Origin of the sequence: Paraburkholderia sp. 35.1 (assembly GCF_050436525.1) — a bacterium.
Lineage (GTDB): Bacteria > Pseudomonadota > Gammaproteobacteria > Burkholderiales > Burkholderiaceae > Paraburkholderia > Paraburkholderia tuberum.
Map to the genome: position 1 here is coordinate 699,716 of NZ_JBNDMJ010000001.1, position 20,156 is coordinate 719,871.

27 protein-coding genes and 2 pseudogenes are annotated in these 20,156 nt (G+C 63.3%); 20 read left to right on the forward strand and 9 right to left on the reverse strand.

What is annotated here, in order from left to right; all coding sequences use genetic code 11:
* The first annotated feature begins 69 nt into the window (after positions 1-69).
* Positions 70-240 carry a hypothetical protein gene (locus OKW27_RS03425; RefSeq protein WP_429332550.1) on the forward strand — a complete coding sequence of 57 codons (171 nt, stop codon included), beginning with the start codon at positions 70-72 and terminating at the stop codon, positions 238-240.
* A gap of 146 nt (positions 241-386) precedes the next feature.
* Positions 387-902 (forward strand): hypothetical protein, encoded by a 516-nt coding sequence (locus OKW27_RS03430; protein WP_429332551.1) that lies wholly within the window; start codon positions 387-389, stop codon positions 900-902.
* Positions 903-1,101: 199 nt separating this feature from the next.
* Here the strand turns inward: OKW27_RS03430 and OKW27_RS03435 are convergent, their stop codons facing one another.
* Together OKW27_RS03435 and OKW27_RS03440 are read right to left on the reverse strand one after the other, a co-directional pair.
* A complete protein-coding gene (locus OKW27_RS03435; protein ID WP_184059149.1) occupies positions 1,102-1,965 on the reverse strand; it encodes an MBL fold metallo-hydrolase in 864 nt (287 codons plus the stop codon).
* Positions 1,966-2,069: 104 nt separating this feature from the next.
* Positions 2,070-2,452 (reverse strand): annotated as a pseudogene (locus tag OKW27_RS03440) (hypothetical protein); the annotation flags it as partial.
* Positions 2,453-3,411: 959 nt separating this feature from the next.
* Between OKW27_RS03440 and OKW27_RS03445 the strand changes: the two are divergent.
* The 3 genes from OKW27_RS03445 to OKW27_RS03455 all read left to right on the forward strand — a co-directional run bounded on the left by OKW27_RS03445 (position 3,412) and on the right by OKW27_RS03455 (position 4,741).
* Positions 3,412-3,663, forward strand: a complete 252-nt coding sequence (locus tag OKW27_RS03445; protein WP_429332552.1) for a hypothetical protein — start codon at positions 3,412-3,414, stop codon at positions 3,661-3,663.
* A 64-nt stretch (positions 3,664-3,727) separates the two neighbouring features.
* A complete protein-coding gene (locus tag OKW27_RS03450) occupies positions 3,728-4,075 on the forward strand; it encodes a hypothetical protein (protein ID WP_429332553.1) in 348 nt (115 codons plus the stop codon).
* Positions 4,076-4,141: 66 nt separating this feature from the next.
* Positions 4,142-4,741, forward strand: a complete 600-nt coding sequence (locus OKW27_RS03455; RefSeq protein WP_090810555.1) for a hemerythrin domain-containing protein — start codon at positions 4,142-4,144, stop codon at positions 4,739-4,741.
* A 42-nt stretch (positions 4,742-4,783) separates the two neighbouring features.
* Here OKW27_RS03455 and OKW27_RS03460 read toward each other — a convergent pair whose 3' ends face one another.
* Together OKW27_RS03460 and OKW27_RS03465 are read right to left on the reverse strand one after the other, a co-directional pair.
* On the reverse strand, positions 4,784-5,125 hold the full coding sequence (locus tag OKW27_RS03460) for a hypothetical protein (protein WP_429332554.1): 342 nt from the start codon (positions 5,123-5,125) through the stop codon (positions 4,784-4,786).
* 232 nt (positions 5,126-5,357) lie between these two features.
* Entirely contained in the window at positions 5,358-6,344 is a 987-nt protein-coding gene (locus OKW27_RS03465; protein WP_090810559.1) for a hypothetical protein, read from the reverse strand.
* A 348-nt stretch (positions 6,345-6,692) separates the two neighbouring features.
* Between OKW27_RS03465 and OKW27_RS03470 the strand changes: the two genes are divergently transcribed.
* The 3 genes and pseudogenes from OKW27_RS03470 (at position 6,693) to OKW27_RS03480 (ending at position 8,435) form a co-directional block, all read left to right on the forward strand.
* Entirely contained in the window at positions 6,693-7,097 is a 405-nt protein-coding gene (locus OKW27_RS03470) for a DUF427 domain-containing protein (RefSeq protein WP_090810561.1), read from the forward strand.
* Positions 7,098-7,495: 398 nt separating this feature from the next.
* Positions 7,496-7,687: a hypothetical protein gene (locus tag OKW27_RS03475; RefSeq protein ID WP_429332555.1), complete on the forward strand. Its 192-nt coding sequence runs from the start codon at positions 7,496-7,498 to the stop codon at positions 7,685-7,687.
* 273 nt (positions 7,688-7,960) lie between these two features.
* Positions 7,961-8,435: pseudogene (locus OKW27_RS03480) on the forward strand (LysE family translocator).
* On the opposite strand, the gene OKW27_RS03485 reads toward OKW27_RS03480, so the two are convergent.
* Entirely contained in the window at positions 8,436-8,855 is a 420-nt protein-coding gene (locus OKW27_RS03485) for a PPC domain-containing DNA-binding protein (protein WP_429332556.1), read from the reverse strand. It lies immediately after the preceding pseudogene.
* A 156-nt stretch (positions 8,856-9,011) separates the two neighbouring features.
* Here OKW27_RS03485 and OKW27_RS03490 point away from each other — a divergent pair, with 156 nt between their 5' ends.
* From OKW27_RS03490 to OKW27_RS03510, 5 genes are all read left to right on the forward strand, one after another.
* Complete coding sequence (locus OKW27_RS03490; protein WP_090810567.1) at positions 9,012-9,464, forward strand: MarR family winged helix-turn-helix transcriptional regulator; 453 nt, start codon at positions 9,012-9,014, stop codon at positions 9,462-9,464.
* Positions 9,465-9,551: 87 nt separating this feature from the next.
* A complete protein-coding gene (locus OKW27_RS03495) occupies positions 9,552-9,899 on the forward strand; it encodes a hypothetical protein (protein ID WP_429332557.1) in 348 nt (115 codons plus the stop codon).
* Between the two features lie 104 nt (positions 9,900-10,003).
* On the forward strand, positions 10,004-10,339 hold the full coding sequence (locus OKW27_RS03500; protein WP_429332558.1) for an ArsR/SmtB family transcription factor: 336 nt from the start codon (positions 10,004-10,006) through the stop codon (positions 10,337-10,339).
* A complete protein-coding gene (locus tag OKW27_RS03505; RefSeq protein WP_429332559.1) occupies positions 10,332-10,811 on the forward strand; it encodes an SRPBCC family protein in 480 nt (159 codons plus the stop codon). Before OKW27_RS03500 ends, OKW27_RS03505 begins: the two co-directional genes overlap by 8 nt.
* A 141-nt stretch (positions 10,812-10,952) precedes the next feature.
* Positions 10,953-11,381 carry a VOC family protein gene (locus OKW27_RS03510; protein ID WP_429332560.1) on the forward strand — a complete coding sequence of 143 codons (429 nt, stop codon included), beginning with the start codon at positions 10,953-10,955 and terminating at the stop codon, positions 11,379-11,381.
* Between the two features lie 119 nt (positions 11,382-11,500).
* Here OKW27_RS03510 and OKW27_RS03515 read toward each other — a convergent pair whose 3' ends face one another.
* The 3 genes from OKW27_RS03515 to OKW27_RS03525 form a co-directional block, all read right to left on the reverse strand.
* Entirely contained in the window at positions 11,501-11,785 is a 285-nt protein-coding gene (locus OKW27_RS03515; protein WP_090810575.1) for a hypothetical protein, read from the reverse strand.
* Between the two features lie 236 nt (positions 11,786-12,021).
* Positions 12,022-12,348 (reverse strand): DUF190 domain-containing protein, encoded by a 327-nt coding sequence (locus OKW27_RS03520; protein WP_090811812.1) that lies wholly within the window; start codon positions 12,346-12,348, stop codon positions 12,022-12,024.
* A gap of 253 nt (positions 12,349-12,601) precedes the next feature.
* Positions 12,602-13,384: an ABC transporter substrate-binding protein gene (locus tag OKW27_RS03525; RefSeq protein WP_184023501.1), complete on the reverse strand. Its 783-nt coding sequence runs from the start codon at positions 13,382-13,384 to the stop codon at positions 12,602-12,604.
* 435 nt (positions 13,385-13,819) lie between these two features.
* Between OKW27_RS03525 and OKW27_RS03530 the strand changes: the two genes are divergently transcribed.
* The 7 genes from OKW27_RS03530 to OKW27_RS03560 are packed head-to-tail and all read left to right on the forward strand — an operon-like array spanning position 13,820 to position 19,375.
* Entirely contained in the window at positions 13,820-14,347 is a 528-nt protein-coding gene (locus OKW27_RS03530) for a Na+/H+ antiporter subunit E (RefSeq protein WP_429332561.1), read from the forward strand.
* Complete coding sequence (locus OKW27_RS03535; protein WP_018422733.1) at positions 14,340-14,600, forward strand: monovalent cation/H+ antiporter complex subunit F; 261 nt, start codon at positions 14,340-14,342, stop codon at positions 14,598-14,600. The genes OKW27_RS03530 and OKW27_RS03535 overlap by 8 nt, the downstream gene beginning before the upstream one ends.
* Positions 14,601-14,603: 3 nt before the next feature.
* Positions 14,604-14,846, forward strand: a complete 243-nt coding sequence (locus OKW27_RS03540) for a hydrogenase subunit MbhD domain-containing protein (RefSeq protein WP_429332562.1) — start codon at positions 14,604-14,606, stop codon at positions 14,844-14,846.
* Between the two features lie 3 nt (positions 14,847-14,849).
* Positions 14,850-15,194 (forward strand): monovalent cation/H(+) antiporter subunit G, encoded by a 345-nt coding sequence (gene mnhG / locus OKW27_RS03545; RefSeq protein WP_090810583.1) that lies wholly within the window; start codon positions 14,850-14,852, stop codon positions 15,192-15,194.
* Positions 15,191-15,895, forward strand: a complete 705-nt coding sequence (locus tag OKW27_RS03550) for a Na(+)/H(+) antiporter subunit B (protein ID WP_429332563.1) — start codon at positions 15,191-15,193, stop codon at positions 15,893-15,895. Before mnhG ends, OKW27_RS03550 begins: the two co-directional genes overlap by 4 nt.
* 16 nt (positions 15,896-15,911) lie before the next feature.
* Positions 15,912-16,286, forward strand: coding sequence for a sodium:proton antiporter (locus OKW27_RS03555; protein WP_090810587.1), 375 nt, complete (start codon positions 15,912-15,914; stop codon positions 16,284-16,286).
* Positions 16,280-19,375 (forward strand): complex I subunit 5 family protein, encoded by a 3,096-nt coding sequence (locus OKW27_RS03560; protein ID WP_429332564.1) that lies wholly within the window; start codon positions 16,280-16,282, stop codon positions 19,373-19,375. Before OKW27_RS03555 ends, OKW27_RS03560 begins: the two co-directional genes overlap by 7 nt.
* A gap of 89 nt (positions 19,376-19,464) precedes the next feature.
* On the opposite strand, the gene OKW27_RS03565 is transcribed toward OKW27_RS03560, so the two are convergent.
* Complete coding sequence (locus OKW27_RS03565; protein WP_429332565.1) at positions 19,465-20,136, reverse strand: hypothetical protein; 672 nt, start codon at positions 20,134-20,136, stop codon at positions 19,465-19,467.
* Positions 20,137-20,156 lie beyond the last annotated feature (20 nt).

Sequence of the window (20,156 nt, forward strand, 5' to 3'; positions counted from 1 at the left end):
GCCCGGTCGCGGTACGATGTTTGCTATCCGCAGGCTGACTCGCCGTGCCGCAAGCCAACCGTCAACTTCATGACCGAGACCTCCATCCCGCGCGACACGTCCGCCCGTCTGAACGCGATGCGCAGGACGTTGCGCGAAGTGTTCGGGATCAGCCGGCTGCGCCCCGGCCAACGGGGCATCATCCGCAGCGTCATTGCGGGCGCGTTCTCGGCAACGCATCGAACTCGTCGTCGTCGATGAAGCGCACTGCGTATCGCAGTGGGGCCACGATTTTCGGCCGGCATTCCTGCGCATCGTCCGCGCGGAACGCACCATGCCGCTCCTCGCGCGTACCGCTGTCCGCGATCATGGGGCGTGCGTTTGCGCGCCCGAACCGGAGCCCTGCCATGAAAACGCTCGAGTACAAAATCGGTTCTCCGTGGTATCAGGCCACCCGTGCGACGCTACGCCGAGCCGTCCCATCGGGGCTGTTGGCCGGCTGCGTGTCGGCGGCGACAGCCGCGGCGGCATCCACGGACGCATCGGGCAGCCCGCTCGCGCCGATCAATGCCGTCACCCACTGCCTGTGGCCGCAACGCGCGCTGCGTGAACGCGGCTTCAGCATCCGGCATACGGTGACCGGCTTCGCGATCCATCAGGCAGCCGCGATCTTCTGGGCAATGATGTTCGAGCAACTGGTTGACCGGATGGCCGGCCCCGACCCGTCACGACGGCCCGGCGCGACCGCGGTGGCCGCGGCCGCGACCGTGGCGAGCGCGTATGTGGTCGACTACAAGGTGGTGCCCAACAGGCTGACCCCTGGATTCGAGGCGCACCTGTCGCGCCGCTCGCTCGGGAACGTCTACGTGGCGCTCGGCGCGGGCCTGCTCGCGGCCGCGCTGCTGCGGCGGCCGGTTCGATGAAATGCGCTCGCGCAAAAAAGAGCCACCAGCCTTCAACCGGCATGGTCGCCGCAAGCGCATTTGAGAACGATGTCCCCTGGAGTCCGAACGGAGGACAAAGGCAGTATAGGAAACGCGCCCCGCCGCGCACGGTGCCTCGGCCAGGCGCAAGACGTGAGCGATCCGCGAAGCACCGGGCGCGCTCGCAAGCCTGCGAGCATCACGCCATCTGCTCCGCCGGCACCGCCACCGAACGGCCCGCGAGCCGCTCGAACTCGTCGACGTCGTGGCTGCAAAAAATCGTCAACGCGGGGCTCGCCCGCTTCGCCAGATCACGCAGGCGGCGCTGGTTGTACAGTCGCGCCGCGCGATCCTTTTCGAGCATCCACTGATAGAAGCGCAAACCGGGTGCGCAATGCGGGCGCACCGGGTCGAGCTCGCCGTTGTCGAAATAGGCGTCGCCCGCGAGCAGCAACCAGCCGCCATCACCGTGTACCGCGACGCCCGCGTGACCATAGGTATGGCCTCGCAACGGCACGAGCGCGATCTCGCTCGCGAGTTCTTCGATCGGATGGACCTTGGCGAAGCCCTCCCAACGCTCGGTGTACTGCGGCGAATGCACGCGCCACATGTTCTGATACGACCACTGCTGCGGCCTGAAGCGCTGCCGGTCCAGCCACGTCTTCTGCTGCGCCGCGTATTGGCGCTCGCTCGCGAGCATGTGCACCGTCGCGTGCGGAAAGTCGTCGAGCCCGCCCGCATGGTCGGAATCGAGGTGCGTCATCACGATGTGGCGCACGTCGGCCGGGTCGAAACCGAGCCGCTCGATCTGCCTGATCGCCGTCATTTCATTTCGGAACTCAGGCTTCAGCAGCCTCAGGAAGAATTTGCCGAGGCGCGAATAGGGATCGGCGACATCGCGCAAACCGAAACCGGTATCGACGAGCACGAGCCCCGCCGGACTTTCGACGAGCAGACAATGGCAGGTCAGATGCCCGCGGCGGATCAACGAATCGGGGTGGCCGTTGAACAGCTTGCCGCACAGCGGGCAAGTCGAAATGCAGTTCAGATGGTGCACTTTCATGCCGCACTCCCGGTCACGGTGACTGCATTCCTGCTTGTCGCTTCCGGGGCAGCCGTCGCGCGGCACGACCGTATGCGTCATTCAGCGAACAGATCCGGTCCGAACACCTCGACGTGATCGTGCAGCAGCGACGACACATAGCCCGGCGGCCGCCCGGCCTCGCCGCTCTCGCGCTTGACCGAAATTCGATAGCTATGGCCGTTCGGCACGTCGGACAAGCTGTATTGCCGGATCTGCTGCAGGCCGGGCGCGGGCACATCGACGGCAATGCCGATGTACTGGCCCGGCTCGAAGTTCGCGACCGGCTGTTCGTCCTTCGGTAAATATTCGCCGACGATCGGATAGTGCTCCGCCTTCACGTCGAGGCTCGCGTGCGTGTTGGCGCCTCGAAGTGCCGTCTGCAGAAACGTTGAATGATCGTATAGCCGTGCGCGGCCAGAACCGGGGCCGTGGCCTTGACGATGTCCTTGGTTTTCTGCGTGAGCATTTCTTTCCTCCTGCAATAGGACGACTGGTTGCCTCGCTCGTGCGCGTAAATGGTGGGGTGGAATTGTCCGACCGCGCATACCCCTTCAAGCGTATCCAGGCGACCATGCTCCTCCAACCGATGCTCGCTGTCCACAAGCTGAAGGCCATGGACACGCCCGAGCAAACGCGCGCGCCGCGACACGTCCAACATCGGTCGTCCGATTGCAGACGAACGCGGGCCGGTCAGGAAACGTGCCGTGCGCGCCCACACGCGCTGGGAGCATTTCCGTCAAGGTCCGAAAAACGTGTTGCAGAATTTGCCGGCCACATTGCACGTCTGTTGACCCGAAGGCTGCACATTGGTGCGCTCGGCCGACGTCGCGCACCCACCCATCATGGCGACGGCAAATGTCATCACGAGCGTTCCGCGCAGCGCTGCCGCGCGCCGATTCTTCGCTGCGTGAGTCGCGTTGCGATCACCATCGCAACGCGCGGATGCGCCGCGCTTGCGTGCATCGGTAGCGCACGAGCCTTGTCCGACATCAGGCATTTCGCCCTCCCTCGCGATAGTCACCACGTTCATCGTGCCAAGCACAAAGGGATTTCCAACGAGGGTACCCGAGCGCTGACGCGATCACCACACCGCCTTTTGCTATTTTGATCCAGATCAGAAGTCGACCGACTAACCGACGACGGCGCGAACTTCATTTGCACACGCTGTCATCACGACGTCACACCAACAGTCGAGCGTAGAAGCAATCCGGCGCGTCGGTTCGTCGAATGTGGGTCCCGCAAACTGCGGCGCGAGAGTGGACGGGGCTGTCCACAATGCGGCTGTCTCCGACAACTCACTGCGATGTACTTTTTTTTTTGCAAATGCGAGCATGCTGAATCCGGCGTTTTCGACATGTCATCAAGCCGGTATGACTTACTGTGAACGACGAGTAAGCTGGAGATAACAAAACGGGGAGAGAACCTGTGAAAGCCGCGCGTAATCACAACGACGTCACAAGGAAATTGACGCATATCAGCGCGATTGTCCAGCGCCTCGAACAACTCGTTCAATCCGACCGCGTCGACTGGCAGGGCACGGGAATTGCGAGGCTGGCTTACTGGCGCGCGCGCATCGAGGCCAACGCCGAACTGCCGCCGGCGCTGCAGCCGCAAGCGCGGCTCGCTACGCTCGAAGCACGGAGCCAGCGCCGCTCGAGCGCGCAGGGCGGCAATTAACGCCGCGCCCGTCGCGCATGATCATCGCGCACCGGCACGATCACACACTCACGCGACGAAGGACATGATGATGATGCGGACCTACGAATACCACGGGTTCACGATCGAGGTGACCGTCGAGGCGGATTTCACGTTGCGCCCCGCCGGGCGCGCGGCGGTACGCACACGCTACGCGGCGGTGGTTCACATCTATCAGGCGGGCGCTGCGGTCGCAACGTTCTCGCCGCTGCGCGTCGACATTGGAGGCAGCCGGCCGTTCGACACCGAGGCCGATGCGTTGATGGGCGGATATAGCGCGGCGCGGCGAATCGTCGACGACCTGTTCGCCCGTGCGGCGGATGCCGCGGACTCCGCGTTGAGCGCCCTCACGAGCAGCAACGCACTCCGCTCGCGGCAGCCGACACCGCGTTGATCGATTGCTGGGCAGCGGGAATGGCGCATGCGGTATCCGCCGGCACCCTTTCCCTGGAGAAACGCCATGTCCAATGACGCCTCATCGCTGTCGCCGTCGATTACGTCGATGATCCGCCTCGACCATATGCACGTGCTCGCCGCTTCGCACCGATACCACGCGTCCACGCCGTGGTGGCGCAAACGCGCGATCGTCAACGGCGTGTGCGACGCGCTCGATATCCACGCGCAGCTCGAGGAGGAAATTTTCTACCCGGCGCTCGGCCGCGCGCTCGGCAACGACGAGGCACTGAGAAAAAGCCGTCCCGAGCACGACGAGATGCGCGCAACGATCGCGAAGCTGCGCGGGATGGGCCCCGAAAACGCCGCCTACGACGGGCTCTTTTATCAACTGATCCGCGAAGTCGCTCATCATGTCGCCGACGAGGAAACCATCCTGCTGCCCGACGCCGAGCGCGTGCTGAAGAACGAACTGCAGTCGCTCGGCGCCGCGATGACGCGCCGCCGGATGCAGTTGCTCGGAGAGCGCCCGATGGACATTGCGGTGAATGCCGCGGGCACGTTTCCGATCGCCACGCTGCTGCTGGGATCGACTGTATTGCTCGCGTTGCGGCATTGGCTGCCGAGGTCGCGGCGCGCGGCACAGACGCGGCGTCAATGGAACTAGCACATTCTACTGACCCCACGGGGCGCCGCCCGCGATCGCGCATCAACGATTCGGGCGCGATGCACCCGGCGTGCGCCCGCGCCGCTGTTTCGTCTTCGCCGGTTCACCCGGCTCGACGAGCCCGGCCGCGACGCGGCGCGCAGTTTCGGCCGCGATGTCGAGCGCGTCGCCCCATGACACGTGGCCGCACGTCCCGCGTCGCTCGAAGATCGTGTGATGCTCGCCGCCACGCTCCGTCACGACCACGACCCACTGGAAAGCGCCTTCCGAATCCCGGACGACGGTCCAGCTTACGAGGAAGTCGGCAATCTCTATCTTCTGCAGGCGCATGTCCGGCTCGCTGTCGATCCGCTTCGTCGACCGGCTCTGTCCGAGTGTACGCATGGCACGAGGTCCTTCGTTTTGGCCCTTCGTTCAGGGCCTGGTTCTGCTACAACGTGCCCGGCAGATTGCCTGCCGGCATCGGGCTGTTTCGGTTCGTCGTTCATCACGGCTCCCTTGATCGATTCATGTCTGGGCCGAGCAAGCGCTATACCGCATGGCCGCGCGAGAACCAGAAACATTGGATCGCGCGCATGGGTTCGAGCCTCGTTGCTGGACCGGCAAGCTGGCCTGGCTAGAAACTCATCGCGAATCCGAACGACACCCCGTGCACGTTGCGACCGAACACATAGCGCACCATCGCCCGCGTACGGGTGACGATGACGGGATACCTGCTGCTGTCGAGTTCGAGGCCGACTCCCAGCGACGTGAGGTCGTTGAAACCCAGCACGCCGGCACTGTCGCCGAAATAATGCGAGTAAGCGGCTTCCAGCACGTAGCGGACCGGCCGGTCCAGCGCGTGCCAGCCGGTGGGCGCGCGCCAGCGCGTCCATAGGCTCACCTGCTGAGCCATGGCCGAGCCCTGAACGGCCTCCGACGAACCGCCGAAGCTGCGCAGGTAAATATCGGTTGCCCGCAATTCGGCGTCGATTTCGTAGTTTTCGCGGTAGTGTTCGTAGTCGAGCATCAGGGAGCCGCCATAGCCGTAGGCGTTCAGCGAGCCGTTTTCGAGGAACTGCAGGTTGCTGTCGGTGACATGATTGAAGAGGGTCTGCCCCACCTTCAGGTCACTCGAGACACGCCCAATCGTGCCGTTCAAGATCGGACGGAACACCAGTTCGTCCGTGATGCGGAAATCCCACCCCAGGCCGACCGTGCCACTGAAGGTGTTCCACTTCGTCGGCACCGCACGCTGCTGGGCGCCATCCGTGGCAATGAAGATCGGATCGTAGCGGCTGTAGGCGAGCGTGCCCTCCATGTACAACGGAAACGACCTGCTGAGGGTGAAGCCGCCGCCAAATTGCGTCTGCCCGAAGCCGGGATTACCCGTCAGGCCGTTGTTGACCGACAGGTTACTGGTCGTCACGTCCGGGACTGTCGTGTAAGTCATGATCGCGAGCACAGCGTCTGCGTGCTGCTTTACATTGCCGCCAATCACGGTATTGCTCGACAATTGCCTCGGCGCGACCTGTGCGTGCGAAGGGCAGGACAATAGGTTCAAGGTTAGAGCGGCACACGCCCCAAATGCGCGAAGTGACCAACACTTCCGAAGCGCCGGCATAGTCAAACAACCTCGCCATTTGTCGACGAGATTGCAGGCTCATTTGCAGGGTCATACACGGCATATCCAACGAGCATGACGCGCTCCTGTCAGTCGGCTGATCGTGTTCGTCTTCCGCGAAGTCGCCATCCCGTTGCACAAAAGCACGCGCACGCAACTGATGCAATTCCGACGGGCATTGCGCCGCTCACAGCACCTGGAAGGTCTGCGTTAGTATGTGATAGAAATACCTGAAAGGAAGTAGTACGGCAATACGGGCGATCTTCAGTCGCTTGCGTGGCGTTCGGCGACGAACATCGCCGTCGACGCACGAAACCTCGCAGCCCCACTTTCGCAGGGAGCCTCGTTATGTCCACTCATTCGGTCCCGAACGACAAACCCGTCAAGATCCCCGGCCCGGATCATCCAATCATGATCGAGCACCACCACGCGCGCGTGATCGTCATGGCAGGCGGTCACGTGATTGCCGATACGCACGACGCATTGACGCTGCTCGAAGCCCGCTATCTGGCCGTGCTGTACATCCCGCGCAAGGACGTCGACATGAGCCGGCTCGAACGCACGGCGCACGCCACTTATTGTCCGTACAAGGGCGAATGCGCATACTTCTCGATTCCTTCGGCCGGCGAGCGCGGCACCAACGCGGTGTGGACCTACGAGCACCCATACGACGCTGTCGCGCCGATCCGCGAGCACCTTGCGTTCTATCCCGACCGCGTGGATTCCATCACGCAGGAGCCGGCCGCGCACTAGGCGAACGCGCGCGCGTCGCCGCGTGCGGGCGCGGCGATCGCGGCGACCGGCATGGCGCGAGCGGCACGGACGGCGCCGCCGCCGCGCGGCGGCCGCTGCTCGCGCCACGCAAGCTATCAATCCGAGCGGGTTTCCCTCTCGCGTTCGAAGTAACAGAATCTACCGTCACGCCTGCTCCCTCACTCGGCTTTCATGCCGGCGCCAACCACCCAGATGGGTGCGCATCCGACCGCCGGTTCCGCTCATTCTCTTTGCAGTCGGTATTCAATCCGCGCCACAGAGATGAATCAACATGGCTGAAAAAGTTACATCGACGCAATCCGCGATGGCACTGGCCGTGCTCCAGGCGATGACGGCGAACTGCGCCGGCTCGTTCAGCGTTGGCGGCGTGCTGGTCGATGATAACGGGGCTCGCGCCATTTCTGAAGGAAGCGGTGGCCGAAGACCTGAAGAACGGCGGCACGGGGCACGCGGTCGCGATGCTCGACAACCGCGGCTATCTGCTGCTGTGTCTGCCGGGTGTCGAGGGGCTGTCGAAAATTCTGCGCGCCTTTCTCGAAGTCACGCGCGGCTATGCAGCAAGCTGCTGACGACGCTGCCGCCGCTTTATAGTCAATCGATCAAGGTCAGGCCGGTGCAGGTGACGGATCAGACCTTGATTCATTCACTGGGATGACGCCTGGTGGTATTCGACTACCGACCGGCGAAACGGCAGGGGCTGCGATAGCCCGTGCCGTTTTTTATGCTTGACGACTCGCGAAAAATCACGCGCGGAATCGAATCAGGTTCACAGCGCATGCGCGTCGAATGGATCACCCCAACCCTAAAAAGACCTTAACACCTCGGCCCGCCACGGAGGATTCATCTTGCATTCCGTCAAGTTCCTGCTTGCGCTTGCGGGCGTCCTGTTGCTAAGCGTCGCGAGCCCGGGACCCAACTTTCTGATCGTCGATCTGGCTCGGCATCAAGATGATCGTGACCGCGCGGCGGCCGTTGTCCGCGGACGTCGGCAGCACCGCGTCCGGCTGGGCTGCGACGAAGAAAGGCTATTTCGTCAGCATGACGAACCCGAAGTCGATCGCGTTCTACGGCAGCATCTTTGCGTTGATGGTGCCCGCGCATGCGCCGTTGTGGCTCGATATCGCGGTCGTGGCGCTGTCGATCGGCATTTCGTGCGCGTGGTACTGCGCGATGGCGTTGCTCGCCTCGCATCCGTCGGTTCGGCGCAAGGCCGGGCTGGATACGGCAGCGGGTGTGCTGTTGGTGGGGGTCGGCGGGCGGATGTTGGCGGGGCGTTCAGCGACTACCGGCGCGCGAAGCGATAGCGCCTTTGCGTGATCAGGCGGAGCCGGACTGCGGAGCGCCGCCGCCGCGAATCACGAGTTCCATAAAACCCGTCTGCGGATCAGCCTCCCGCGCGAACGAATAGCCCGGAACCGACACGAGCAACAACTCGACGGTCGTGCGTACCGTGCAGCCGCGCGCCACATGACCGCCGAATACCTGCCCGCGCGCATCCGCGATCGACATGTGCAGATGAGCGCCATCGGGCGAGACGGAGCCTGCGAGGGTCAATATTTCGAGGTCGCCGCGAATTTCCGTCGGCGCTTGCGCGCCAGCGAACCTCAATGCCGCAACGTGGAGGCTGCCGATGCCCTGGACGACGAAGGCCGCTTGCAGGTCGCGTTGACGAAACGCGTCTTCGACGGCGACGCGAAGGTCGTCGCCGGGCGCGAGTCGGAGGGGATGGACTTGCATGCCTGGGCCGGTTGAGACGCGGTGGACTCGGGGATTATGCGTGAATGAGGAAGTATCTCACAGGCGCTTGTTTATGCTGGGTTCGTGCGGACTCGACGGCGAAAATATATTCAGTTTATATGTACAGTTAAACTGTACATATGCTATGTTTTCGGCATGTCACGACAATCACCGTCTTCCCAATCTACCGATCTAGCCGCCCTTGCGGGCGAACTGCGCATTGCCGTGAGCAAACTGGTTCGCCGCGCGCGAGAACATTCGCAATCGAGCGACTTTACGTCGGCGCAGAAGTCGGTGCTGTTTCATCTGGAGCGCGACGGCCCAGCCACAGTTTCCGCGCTAGCGCGAGCGCAGCGCGTAAAGCCCCAGTCCATGCGCATTACCGTTGCCGGTCTGGAGACGCTGGGCGTCGTCAAAGGCGAAGCGGATCCAACCGACGGACGCAAAACTCTTATCCATCTCACCCCCACGTTCAGACGAACGCTCAAGGCAAGTCGGGCGGCCAAAGAGGACTGGCTGATCGGTGCCTTGCAAGCGCAGCTATCGCCGCGAGAACAGGCCACGCTCGCCGCCGCGGTGGAACTGCTGCAGCGGCTCGCTGACTCCTGAACGTTTGCAGGTACTTCATCCGAACCGGCGTCGAAACGGGCACAGCCCGCTACCTCATCGATTTACTCGATTCAAGGAGCAACTGAAATGGATTGGCCGCATGTCGTCTCTTATTTTTTCGGCGGTGTGCTGTTCGCGAATGCCGTGCCGCATTTCGTCAGCGGTGTGATGGGCGAGCCGTTTCAGAGCCCGTTCGCGAAGCCGTCCGGAAAAGGGCTGTCGTCATCGACCGTCAATGTACTGTGGGGCTTCTTCAATATGGTCGTCGGCTATCTTCTGGTTTTTCGTGTTGGCGACTTTCGGATCGAGGCAACGGGTGATGCCGTGCCATTCGGCCTCGGTATCCTGGCGATGGGCATGCTCTGTGCGCGGCTGTTCGGTCCTTTGCATGGCGGCAACATGCCGAAACGTACTTGCGCGCCTCCTAAACGATAGTCGGCGCTTGTGTCGAACCTGCGGCATGTCCCTCACGTCGCCTTGACATGCAAGCAATTTCTTGCCTATAGTAAATGCAACAAATTACTTGCCTGTAGCCGTTCATGGCCGAGCGCCCCGACGACACCGACCTGCTATTCAAAGCCCTCGCCGATCCGAGCCGGCGCAAGCTGCTGGATGTGCTGCACGCGCACGACGGCCAGACTCTGAACGACCTGTGCGACCACCTCGACATGACGCGGCAAGGCGTGACCCAGCATCTGGGCCTGCTGGAAGCGGCTAACCTCGTCGTTACCGTACGCAGCGGGCGCGAAAAGTTGCACTTCCTCAATCCGGTGCCGCTGCAGCAGATCTACGAGCGCTGGATTGCCAAGTTCGAAAAGCCGCGCCTGAAGGCGCTCTCGACCCTGAAACGACGCCTGGAGAAAGGCAATGACTAGATCGACGTTCGTCTATGTGACCTATATCCGCACTACGCCGGAACAGTTGTGGTCGGCGCTCACCGACGCGGAGTTCATCAAGCAGTACTGGTTCGGCATGCACTGCGAAAGCGAATGGACAGCGGGCTCGTCGTGGAAACTCGTGTCGAGCGGCGGCCAGATCTTCGACGCGGGCGAGATCGTCGAGGCCGATCCGCCGCGGCGTCTGGTGATCCGCTGGCAGCACCAGATTCGTCCCGAGTTGCAGGCCGAAGGCGATTCGCGCTGCACGATGGCGCTCGAACCGAGCGGAACGGCGGTCAAGTTGACGCTCACGCATACGATCGAGCGCGATCCATCGAAATTCATCGAGGCGGTGTCGGGTGGCTGGCCGAAGATCATGTCCAACCTCAAATCGCTGCTGGAGACAGGCTCGATCGCGTTGCAGGAGGCTTATCCGGCCAATGGCGGGAGTCATGCCGGGAAGGCCTGATGCGCGGATACGCTGTAGAGCATCAGGTGTGTGGCTTCATCGTGGGGCCGATCGATGCATCCCAGGTTCGACAGCCGTCCATCCGCGAGATCACGCTGATAGAATCGTCCGCCCGACCCTCGCCCGTCTCAGGAAATCAGCATGGAAATCCAGCCCTATCTGTTCTTCAATGGCCGTTGTGAGCAAGCCATTGAGTTCTATCGTTCGGCGCTCGGCGCGCAGGAGTTGCTGAAGCTGCGCGCGAAAGACGCGCCGCCCGATCCCGCTCGCCCGGTGGCGCCCGAACACGCCGACAAGATCCTGCACGCGACGCTCGTCATCGGTAACACGCACGTGCTGCTGTCGGATGGCGATTGCCGCGGCGGCAATGCCGTGCATGCGGGCTTCAGCCTGTCGGTCACCGCCGACGACCAGGCGTCCGGCGAAAAATACTTCAACGCGCTGGCGGACGGCGGACAGATCACGATGCCATTCCAGCAGACCTTCTGGACCAGCGGCTTCGGCACGTTAATCGACCGCTTCGGCGTGCCGTGGATGGTCAATGTGCGGCACGAGGAGCCCACGGCATAGCATTGAAGCGGGCCGGCGTTCCATATCACACGCTGCGCGCGGCGTCGCCATGCGCGGGACCGAGAGCAAGCCTGCGCGCATGGAACGGCGACCAATGCGCCGCCGCGCCTAACCGACGCTTACTGCGTCGCGGACGCCGTGCTCGCCGGCGTGCTGTGGACCGACGCGGCGTCGCTCGCGGCGGGCGCTGCGCTCGCCGCCGCGCCCGCCTCGGCGTTCGCACGATTTGCCGCGTCGCTATCGCCCGGTGTGCCGCGCGGGCTCGCCGAATTGCTCATGACACCGCTGCTCGCCTGGCCCGTCGAGATACCGCCATTCTCGGCCGTCCGCTTGCAGCCGGATGCGCCCGCCAGCAACGCAACGGCCGACAGCGCGATCAGCATGTTTGCCGAAACCTGCCGCATGATTCGCTCTCCCTGGGATGACTCGGCTCTTGCAGCGAAGCATGCGCCATGCCCAATAGCCACACCGGGCGCGCGTCTACTCGCGCGCGTACGCGGACCAGGTCGAGCAGGACTACGAGGTGTTCCGCCACGCGTGCCGCAGCGGCAAGCTGGAAGCACGCACCGACTCCGACATGGCGGCCGACTTCGTCGCCTGGACGAGCGAGGCGTGGAGCTTGCCATCGAGGCCCGGTCGTTCAAGCCCCGTCGGCCTCGCCGACGACGCCGAACTCGGCGGTCGTCTTCACGTAGAACAGATGCAAACCTTCCGCGCGCAGTCGATCGAACAGCCGATCGGCTTCGTCGCTCGTCACCGCCATCACGACGGACAATGGCTGATCGGCAAGCTCGAAGAAGTGCGCGGAGTGAATGCGATGATGATGGCCGATGCCTTCGCTAGCCGGGATCAGGGTCGCGCCGCGCAGGCCGAGTTCGCTCGCGAGACGCACGAGCCAGTCGGCAAGCGGCTTGCCATGATGGCTGCGCCCCTGCTGGGTGAAGAACGTGATCTGAAAGCCGTGCATGTCGGTGCCCCCCAATGCGGATCGCGCCGTGTGCGCAAGGCGATCCGCACGCGAGCCGGTGGCCGCATTGCGCCGTCCCCTGCCCGCTTACTTTTGTAAGCGGAAACCTGCAGCGCCGCGTGAGGCGCCGGTTGCAACCGATTCGGGCATCCCGGCTTGCCGCAGCACGGCTCAGGACGGTCATGACACAAGTTTAGGTGTCGGGCCGCGCGAGTGCCAGGTCGAAACTGGTCACGTGCGGCGCGCCCTCGGCTCACTGACCGTACACGTCGAAATCGAAATACTTTTTCGCAATGCGGTCGTAAGTGCCATCGGCGCGGATCTCGGCAATGGCTTTGTCGATCTTTTCCTGCAGATCGGTATCTTCTTTACGCAAACCAATCGCTGTGCCGCTGCCGAGCGTTTTCGCGTCGTAAAGCGGATTGCCGGCAAATCCGAAGTCCTTGCCGCGCGCGGTGCGCAAAAAGCCGATATCGGCTTGCACCGCGTTTTGCAGTGACGCGTCGATACGGCCGGCAAGCAGATCCGAATACACCAGATCCTGATCCTGATACGGCACGATCGCGGCGCCGGCCGGCTCCCAATACGTCTTCGCGTAGGTTTCCTGAATCGAGCCCTGCTCGACGCCGATGCGCTTGCCCTTCAGCGCCTCCGGCGTCGGCTCGATCGGCGAGCCCTTCTTCGCGACCAGACGCGTCGGAATGCGGAACACCTTCGACGAGAACGCGATCTGCGCCTGGCGCGCGGGCGTCATCGACATCGTCGACAGCACGCCGTCGAATTTGCGGCCTTTCAGCGCGGGAATCATGCCGTCGAACGAATTCTCGATCCACACGCATTTCGCGTTGAGCCGGCGGCAAATCTCATTGCCGAGATCGATATCGAAGCCGACGAGCTTGCCGTCGGCCGCTTTCGATTCGAACGGTGGGTAGCTCGCGTCGACCCCGAACCGCACGGTCGACCAATCCTTGGCGATTGCGCTTCCGGACGAGACGGCCAGCAGCGCAATCGTCAGGGTTGCCAGCATGGCTTTCATGGTTGCTCCTTATTGGTCATTTGAAGAATTCAAACCGCGCGAAACCCGACATTCGACCGGGATCTGGTCGCCGGCGCAAATTCATTAAAAAAATCAATTTATGCAGCGCGCGCATAGATTGGTGACAAGACTTCCAGATTCCGATCAGTCACAGGTGATTAAAAAACGGTACGGCGCCGCTTAGAGATTCAACGTCGCGTCTTATCGCGGCAACGCAGTCTGTTTCAAAATAAATGCGCGCGGATCGGCGTCGGCTTTTCGCGCGCCATTTTATTGAACGGATCGCAATGACAGTAATTCACTCGATGAGCAGCCGATAAGCGCCGCGCGGATTGACGCACACAAAACGACCACCAGCGGACAACCGTGCGCCGGTTGCTTTGCCATAAGTTGTCACTTAGAATTTTCCGCAAGGCCTCCTGAGGAACCGATGACATGGCTGCGAACAACGGAAAACCGGTGTCGTCGTTCGTTCCTCGGGGAATGCCTGGCCTCTGGGTCGTCCTGTTCGTCATCTGGATGATCGCCAATGCATCGCTCGCCGTCGAACCCGCACTCGTCGGTCTCGTCATTACCTTCGTCATCGCGCGTGTCTTCGTATCGTCGAGCGAAGCATGGCAGCGCCTACGTCTAACGCCAGGCGCACCGTATCACTTCGCCGCGTATAGCGCGACCTTCGTCGTCGAGCTCGTACGCGCCAATCTGAACGTGATGGCGCTGGTGTACTCGCCGCGTATCGACATCAAGCCCGGCATCGTCAAGGTTCGCACGCGCCTCCAAACACCGCTTGGCCGTCTCGCGCTCGCCAATTCGATTGCGCTCACGCCGGGCTCGCTCGTCGTGGATATTCGGGACGACATACTATTCATTCACTGGCTCGACGTGAAGACGACCGATATCGATGAAGCGACCGAGGCACTCGTCGCACCGTTCGAAAAGCATCTGGAGAAAGTCTTTGGCTGAGATCATGCTCCGGATCGCCGCCGTGCTGATCTTCTTCGCGATCCTGTTCGGCGTGATCCGTCTCGTGATCGGCAAGACCCTCGTCGACCGCATCGTCGCGATCGACATGCTGACGGTCGTCTCGCTGTCGCTGATCGCGCTGTACGCGCAAGTCTCCGGTCGTTTCGTCTATATCGACGTCGCACTTGTCTATGCACTGCTGAGCTTTCTCGCGGTGCTCGCGATTGCGCGCTTTCTCGAAAGAGGGCTGTGAGCCATGCTCGAACTGCTCCTGCTGCTGATGTGCGCGAGCATCCTCGTGAGCGGCGTACTGGCCGTCTGCCTGAGGAATCTGCTGGCCGCGATGGTGAGCTCGGGGCTCGCGAGCCTGTTCGCCGCGATAGCCTTCCTGCTGCTCGCCGCGCCCGACGTCGCGATGGCCGAAGCCGCGATCGGTTCCGGACTCGCGACCTTCATCTTTCTGTACGCGATCCGCAAAACCGGTTATCAGAAGGGCTAGCGCATGTTCGAACTGATCGGCAGCGTGTTCATCCTGGTGGGCGCCGTCTTTCTGTTCTCCGCCGGCCTCGGGCTGCTGCGCATGCCGGATGCGTATACGCGCATTCAGGCCGGCACCAAGGCGTCGACGCTCGGCAACATGCTCGTGCTGATCGGCCTCGCGTTCTATCACCCGAACTGGACCTTCCGTCTGATCCTGCTGATCTACTTCGTGCTCGTGACCAACCCGGTGTCCTCGCATGCGCTATCGCGCGCCGCCTGGCTGATCCGCACGCCGATGACCTCGTCCACGATCACCGACGCACTCGCCGACGAAGGCGGGCGCACCGCCGGGGAGGCCGAATCATGATGCGTCGCGCGTTTGCGCTGCTGACGGTGCTGCTGTTCGCGGTCGTGTTCTGGCGGCTAGTCGGCGGCTACACCGAACTGCAGGCGCTGCGCCCGCTCGCCTGGTACTACGTCGTCAGAGGGCCGCTCGAACTCGGCGCGCCGAACATCGTGACCGGCATTCTGATCACCTTTCGCGGCTTCGACACGCTCGGCGAAGTCGCGGTGCTGTTCATGGTCGCGGCGAGCGTCGGGGTGCTGCTGAAAGAGGAAAGCAACGCGACTTCCGCCGCTGCGGCAGACGAATCCGCGCCCGCGCGCCGCCCAGCCGGCGAGATCGTACATACCGGCAAGCAGGTGCTGCTGCCGATGATCCTCACCTTCGGCGGCTACGTGATCGTCAACGGCCATCTGTCGGCGGGCGGCGGTTTCCAGGGCGGCGCGATCGTCGCGTCCGCCGTGATGCTGATGCTGCTCGCGAGGCCCCGCTCGACGCTGAACGTCGCGCTGCTGAGCGTCGTCGAGTCACTCGCGGGCGTGATCTACGTGTGCATCGGCATTCTCGGCCTCGTGCTCGCGGGCGGTTTTCTCGACCCGCGCTTTCTGCCGCGCGGCGAGTTCGGCGCGTTCTTCAGCGCCGGCGCGATCCCGCTGATTTCCACGCTGCTCGGCGTCAAGGTCGGCGCGGAGCTGAGTGTCGTCATCGACCGGTTCAGAAGCTGAACGAGAAGGAGAGCGCATGAGCACGGGCATCCCGGTTTCGAAGATCCTGCTGATCACGGGCTTCTGCCTTTCCTTGATCGGCCTGTGGGGCATGCTGACCCACCGCAACATCCTGCGCATCATCATCGGCTTCGCGGTGATCGACACGGGCCTGCACATCGTGATGGTCGCGACCGGTTACGTCACGGGCGGCACCGCGCCGATCATCGACGCGGCGCTCAGCAAATCCGCCGCCGCGCACCGCGCGATCGATCCGATTCCATCGGCACTCGTCGTCACGGCGATCGTGATCGGGCTATCGGTCACCGCCATCATGCTGTCGTTCGCGATCCGTCTTCATGCCGCCAGAAAGACGCTTTCCATCGACGCCTTCACCGAGTCGAAATGGTAGCCGCGCTGTTTCATCCGCTGCACATCTTCATTCTCGGGCTCGGCGGCGGCTTCGCCATTCCGCTGCTGTACCGGCTCGGCAAGCCATGGCTCACGCTCGGCTTTTTCATCGCGCTGTGCGGCATCGTGCTCGTCTCCGGCGTGTCGTTCTACGGCCTGCTCGACGGCGGCGACACGATCGAGGTGCTGACCGCGGGCGCGCTGCCGCCGGTGTCGATCAATCTGCGCTTCGGCTTGTGGGAAGGCTTCTTCACGTTCAGCGTCAATGTGGTCGCGCTGCTCGGCGCATGGCATCTGTGGGACCGTCTGCGCGGCAACTACGCGGCGTTGCTGCTGTACCTGATTCTGGTGATGGGCATCGACGGCATGGTGATGACTCGCGACCTGTTCAACCTGTTCGTGTTTCTCGAGATCGTGTCGATCGCGACGTACGGCCTGTTCGGGCTCGAGCGCACGCCCGCCGCGCTCGCCGCCGCGTTCAAGTACATCTTTGCGACCGTGATCGCGTCGACGCTCTTTCTGCTCGGCGCGGTGCTGCTCTACTACGTGAGCGGCACGCTGAACATCGACGAACTGCTGTCGCTGCGCGACCAGCTCGGCGGCCCGATCGGCACGACCGCGATCCTGCTCGTGTTCGCGAGTCTCGTGATCGAGCTGAAGCCGTTTCCGGCCAACGGCTGGGGGCTCGACGTCTACGAGACCGCGCCGAGCGGCGTCGGCGCGATGGTATCGGTCGGCGTATCGGCGGGCGTGTTTTTCGCGCTGCTGAAATTGCTGCCGCTGTTCGACGGCCTGCTGACGCTGCTCGCCGTCTCGGGCGGCGTCACGTTCCTGTTCTCGAACCTGCTCGCGATCAAGCAGACGAAGCCGCAACGCTTGCTCGGCTATTCGTCGATCGGGCAGATGGCGCTGTTGATGCTGTCGCTCGCGTTGTTGCGCCAGATCGGCGCGGACGCATCGATCCCGCTCGTCGTCGGCGGGCTCTTCATCAACCATCTGTTCGCGAAGGCGGGGCTGTTCTGGCTGATCGGCGTGCTGCGGCGGCACGGCGACGATGCACGCGCGATCCTGTCGCGCAGCCCGTTGCTGATCGGCCTGCTCGGCCTCTTCCTGGTCGCGATTGCGGGACTGCCGCCATTCCCCGGCTTCTGGGCGAAGTGGGAACTCGTGATGCGCCTGACCGCCGCCGGCAAGCCGTACTGGATCGTATTGATCCTGACCGGCTCGCTGCTCGAAGCGGGTTATATGTTCCACTGGTTCGTGCGCGCGCTGGCTCCGTCCGAGCTCGAGGCCAAAGCCCGGCCGAACATCGCCGCGCTGTTGCCGCTGTTCGGCGTCGCCGTGCTGCTGATCGCGGCGGCCTATATGGCAGCCGTGTTCTCGGGCGTCGTGTCGGCGTGGATCTTCTCGCCGCTCGCGGCGGGTGCGCTGTTCTATGCGGCCGATCGTCTGCCGGGGCGCGTGAAAGGCGTGCTCGCGGTGATCGCGATTGGATTGATCGGCAGTCTGCTCTGCGAGGGCTCGCGCGGTATCGCCGGACTGTTCGCCTGGCTGCTGCTCGCGGGCAGCCTCGTGATCGCAGCGGCGAGTCTCTATCGCGACGACGTGCGCGCCGGCTTCTATCCGATGCTCGTCGTGCTATCGCTGTCGATTCCGGCGCTGCTGCGCTCATCCACCTCGCTCGAGTTCTTCTATAGCTGGGAAATCATCACGCTGTCGTCGTGCTTCCTGATCGCGAAGTGCCGGCGCGCGGGACCGCACGTGCTGACCTTCCTGCTGTTTTCGCTGCTGGCTGCGTTCTTCCTGCTGGCGGGCTTCGCCAACGTCGCGGCGATCGACGACAGCATCGCGCTGTCGGCGCTGATCCATTCGGGACCGGAGGCGAACCGCGCGTTCGTGCTGCTCGCGGCGGGCTTCCTGATCAAGGCCGGCGCGATCGGCGTGCACGTATGGCTACCGGGCGCCTACACCGAAGCGGAAGACGACGTGACCGCGATGCTGTCGGCGGTGGTCAGCAAGGTCGCGATGTTCGGCCTGTTGATCGGCACCTATCTGACGATACGCTCCGAGGTCGGCCTCGAACTCGCGCACGCGATGACCTGGATAGGCATGCTGACGGCCCTGTTCGGCGCGCTGATGGCGTTGCGGCAGAACGACTTCAAACGGATGCTTGCGCTGTCGAGCATGAGCCAGACCGGCTATATCGTCGCCGCGATCGGCCTGATGAGCCATCTCGGCTGGGTCACCGCGCTGTATCTGGTCGCCAATCACATGTTTGTGAAGGGCATCCTGTTCCTCGCGCTCGCAGGCGTGATCTCGCGCACCGGCACGCGCAACTTCGCCGATGTGGGCGGCCTCGCGCGCGAGATGCCGCTCACGTTCGCGATGGTCGTGATCGCGCTGGTGTCGATGTCGGGCCTGCCGCCGCTGATGGGCTTCGGCGGCAAATGGCTGCTGCTGAGCGCAATGACCGACAAGGGTTGGTACGGGCTCGCCGTGTGCGGGCTGATCGCGACCTGCGCCGGCTTTCTGTACATGCTGCGCCTGCTGAACGGCGTCTTCCTCAAACCGCGCCCGCCGCAGCGGCCGCAGGTGCGCGAAGCGCCTGTGATGCTGCTGGTGCCGCAGTTGCTGTTCGTGGTCGGTATCGTGGTCCTGTCGTTCTTTCCGAAGGTGTTGCTCGAACCGGTATCGGCCGCGATCGATCCGCAGTTCGCGGCGACACTGGTGTGGGGCGGCATGTCGCTCGAAAGCATCTACGGGTTCTGGAATCCGACGCCGGTCGTGATCGTCGTGCTGATCGTCACGGCGATCGTGTTCGGGCTCGGTGTGCTGTACTACCGCAGCCGCCGCGGCAATGCGCGCAACGCCCCGGATTTTTACCACTTCTACCGGCCGATCCTGAGCCGCACGGTGCCGCCGGTCGCGCAGATGTTCTGGCGCGGCATATCGCACTTCGCGCTCGTGGCGGCGGCTCGGATACGCCGCGTCTATACCGGCAACGGGCAGACCTACGCGCTCTATGTGCTGCTGTATTTTCTCGCGATCTATTTTGCGAGCACGGGGCTGAGTCCAGCGAGGACGCCGTAAGGGTGCACCTGGGGTCCTGGAGCCGCGGCATGGACCGGCCCACGTGCGGGAACGATCGCCTTGGAGCAAGGCGTCGGCGAACTCAACGATCATCGAACGAGATATTCTTCCGCTACCCAGCCGTCCTTGGTCAAGCGCACGCCTTCGCGCAGTTGCATGGTGCCCGCGCCTTCGATCACGCGCGCCACCATGGGAAACACTCGCTGGAACTCGGGAGTCCTGGCAAAAGGCGCCGGGTCGATCTTATAGGTGTAGAGCACCGAGGTCCTGGTCTCGCCGTCGTGAGTCTGGGGCGGCTCCCAGCCCACCACCTTGTCCAGGGTCAGCGTGGCCACGCAAAAATCGGCGTCGTGCGTGACCGTCTTGCCGGGCGTCGCCACCACCACCGGCTTGTGCAGGTAGAACTGCTTGCCTTCGTCGGTCAGCGCATACTCGCGTCCCGGCGCCTCGATCCTGGCCCCGTCCTCGCCAGTGCGCTCGACCGTCATGACGGTGCTCTTGACGAGGCCCAGCTTTTCCATCACCGGCAATTGCAGCGCATCGCGGGAATGCGTGACCACGATGTCCTGATCGGCCACGTGGATGGGCCAATCGTATTTCGCCACGCACAGGTGGCCGCGATCGGCAAGGTAGTGCGTGATGGTGTTGGTAAAGTTCTCCGCGGTAGGCTCGGCCTTGTTCTGGCAACCGCCCAGCAGGAACGACGCCGTCAGGGAAACCGCAATGGCAGTGCCGCGCACCGGATTCGAAAAATGCATCATCGTGGATAGTTCAAGTATTC

Bases quoted from the DNA above. Each gene is read 5' to 3' on its own strand.
- OKW27_RS03500 (WP_429332558.1), top strand. From the start codon at position 10,004: ATGGCCGAGCGCCCCGACGACACCGACCTGCTATTCAAAGCCCTCGCC.
- OKW27_RS03505 (WP_429332559.1), top strand. From the start codon at position 10,332: ATGACTAGATCGACGTTCGTCTATGTGACCTATATCCGCACTACGCCG.
- OKW27_RS03450 (WP_429332553.1), top strand. From the start codon at position 3,728: ATGATGATGATGCGGACCTACGAATACCACGGGTTCACGATCGAGGTG.
- OKW27_RS03565 (WP_429332565.1), bottom strand. From the start codon at position 20,136: ATGATGCATTTTTCGAATCCGGTGCGCGGCACTGCCATTGCGGTTTCC.
- OKW27_RS03520 (WP_090811812.1), bottom strand. From the start codon at position 12,348: ATGCACGGCTTTCAGATCACGTTCTTCACCCAGCAGGGGCGCAGCCAT.
- OKW27_RS03435 (WP_184059149.1), bottom strand. From the start codon at position 1,965: ATGAAAGTGCACCATCTGAACTGCATTTCGACTTGCCCGCTGTGCGGC.
- OKW27_RS03530 (WP_429332561.1), top strand. From the start codon at position 13,820: ATGGCTGCGAACAACGGAAAACCGGTGTCGTCGTTCGTTCCTCGGGGA.
- OKW27_RS03455 (WP_090810555.1), top strand. From the start codon at position 4,142: ATGTCCAATGACGCCTCATCGCTGTCGCCGTCGATTACGTCGATGATC.
- OKW27_RS03470 (WP_090810561.1), top strand. From the start codon at position 6,693: ATGTCCACTCATTCGGTCCCGAACGACAAACCCGTCAAGATCCCCGGC.
- OKW27_RS03475 (WP_429332555.1), top strand. From the start codon at position 7,496: ATGATAACGGGGCTCGCGCCATTTCTGAAGGAAGCGGTGGCCGAAGAC.
- OKW27_RS03485 (WP_429332556.1), bottom strand. From the start codon at position 8,855: ATGCAAGTCCATCCCCTCCGACTCGCGCCCGGCGACGACCTTCGCGTC.
- OKW27_RS03540 (WP_429332562.1), top strand. From the start codon at position 14,604: ATGCTCGAACTGCTCCTGCTGCTGATGTGCGCGAGCATCCTCGTGAGC.
- OKW27_RS03555 (WP_090810587.1), top strand. From the start codon at position 15,912: ATGAGCACGGGCATCCCGGTTTCGAAGATCCTGCTGATCACGGGCTTC.
- OKW27_RS03510 (WP_429332560.1), top strand. From the start codon at position 10,953: ATGGAAATCCAGCCCTATCTGTTCTTCAATGGCCGTTGTGAGCAAGCC.
- OKW27_RS03495 (WP_429332557.1), top strand. From the start codon at position 9,552: ATGGATTGGCCGCATGTCGTCTCTTATTTTTTCGGCGGTGTGCTGTTC.
- OKW27_RS03430 (WP_429332551.1), top strand. From the start codon at position 387: ATGAAAACGCTCGAGTACAAAATCGGTTCTCCGTGGTATCAGGCCACC.
- mnhG (WP_090810583.1), top strand. From the start codon at position 14,850: ATGTTCGAACTGATCGGCAGCGTGTTCATCCTGGTGGGCGCCGTCTTT.
- OKW27_RS03490 (WP_090810567.1), top strand. From the start codon at position 9,012: ATGTCACGACAATCACCGTCTTCCCAATCTACCGATCTAGCCGCCCTT.
- OKW27_RS03550 (WP_429332563.1), top strand. From the start codon at position 15,191: ATGATGCGTCGCGCGTTTGCGCTGCTGACGGTGCTGCTGTTCGCGGTC.
- OKW27_RS03465 (WP_090810559.1), bottom strand. From the start codon at position 6,344: ATGCCGGCGCTTCGGAAGTGTTGGTCACTTCGCGCATTTGGGGCGTGT.
- OKW27_RS03525 (WP_184023501.1), bottom strand. From the start codon at position 13,384: ATGAAAGCCATGCTGGCAACCCTGACGATTGCGCTGCTGGCCGTCTCG.
- OKW27_RS03515 (WP_090810575.1), bottom strand. From the start codon at position 11,785: ATGCGGCAGGTTTCGGCAAACATGCTGATCGCGCTGTCGGCCGTTGCG.
- OKW27_RS03560 (WP_429332564.1), top strand. From the start codon at position 16,280: ATGGTAGCCGCGCTGTTTCATCCGCTGCACATCTTCATTCTCGGGCTC.
- OKW27_RS03460 (WP_429332554.1), bottom strand. From the start codon at position 5,125: ATGCGTACACTCGGACAGAGCCGGTCGACGAAGCGGATCGACAGCGAG.
- OKW27_RS03425 (WP_429332550.1), top strand. From the start codon at position 70: ATGACCGAGACCTCCATCCCGCGCGACACGTCCGCCCGTCTGAACGCG.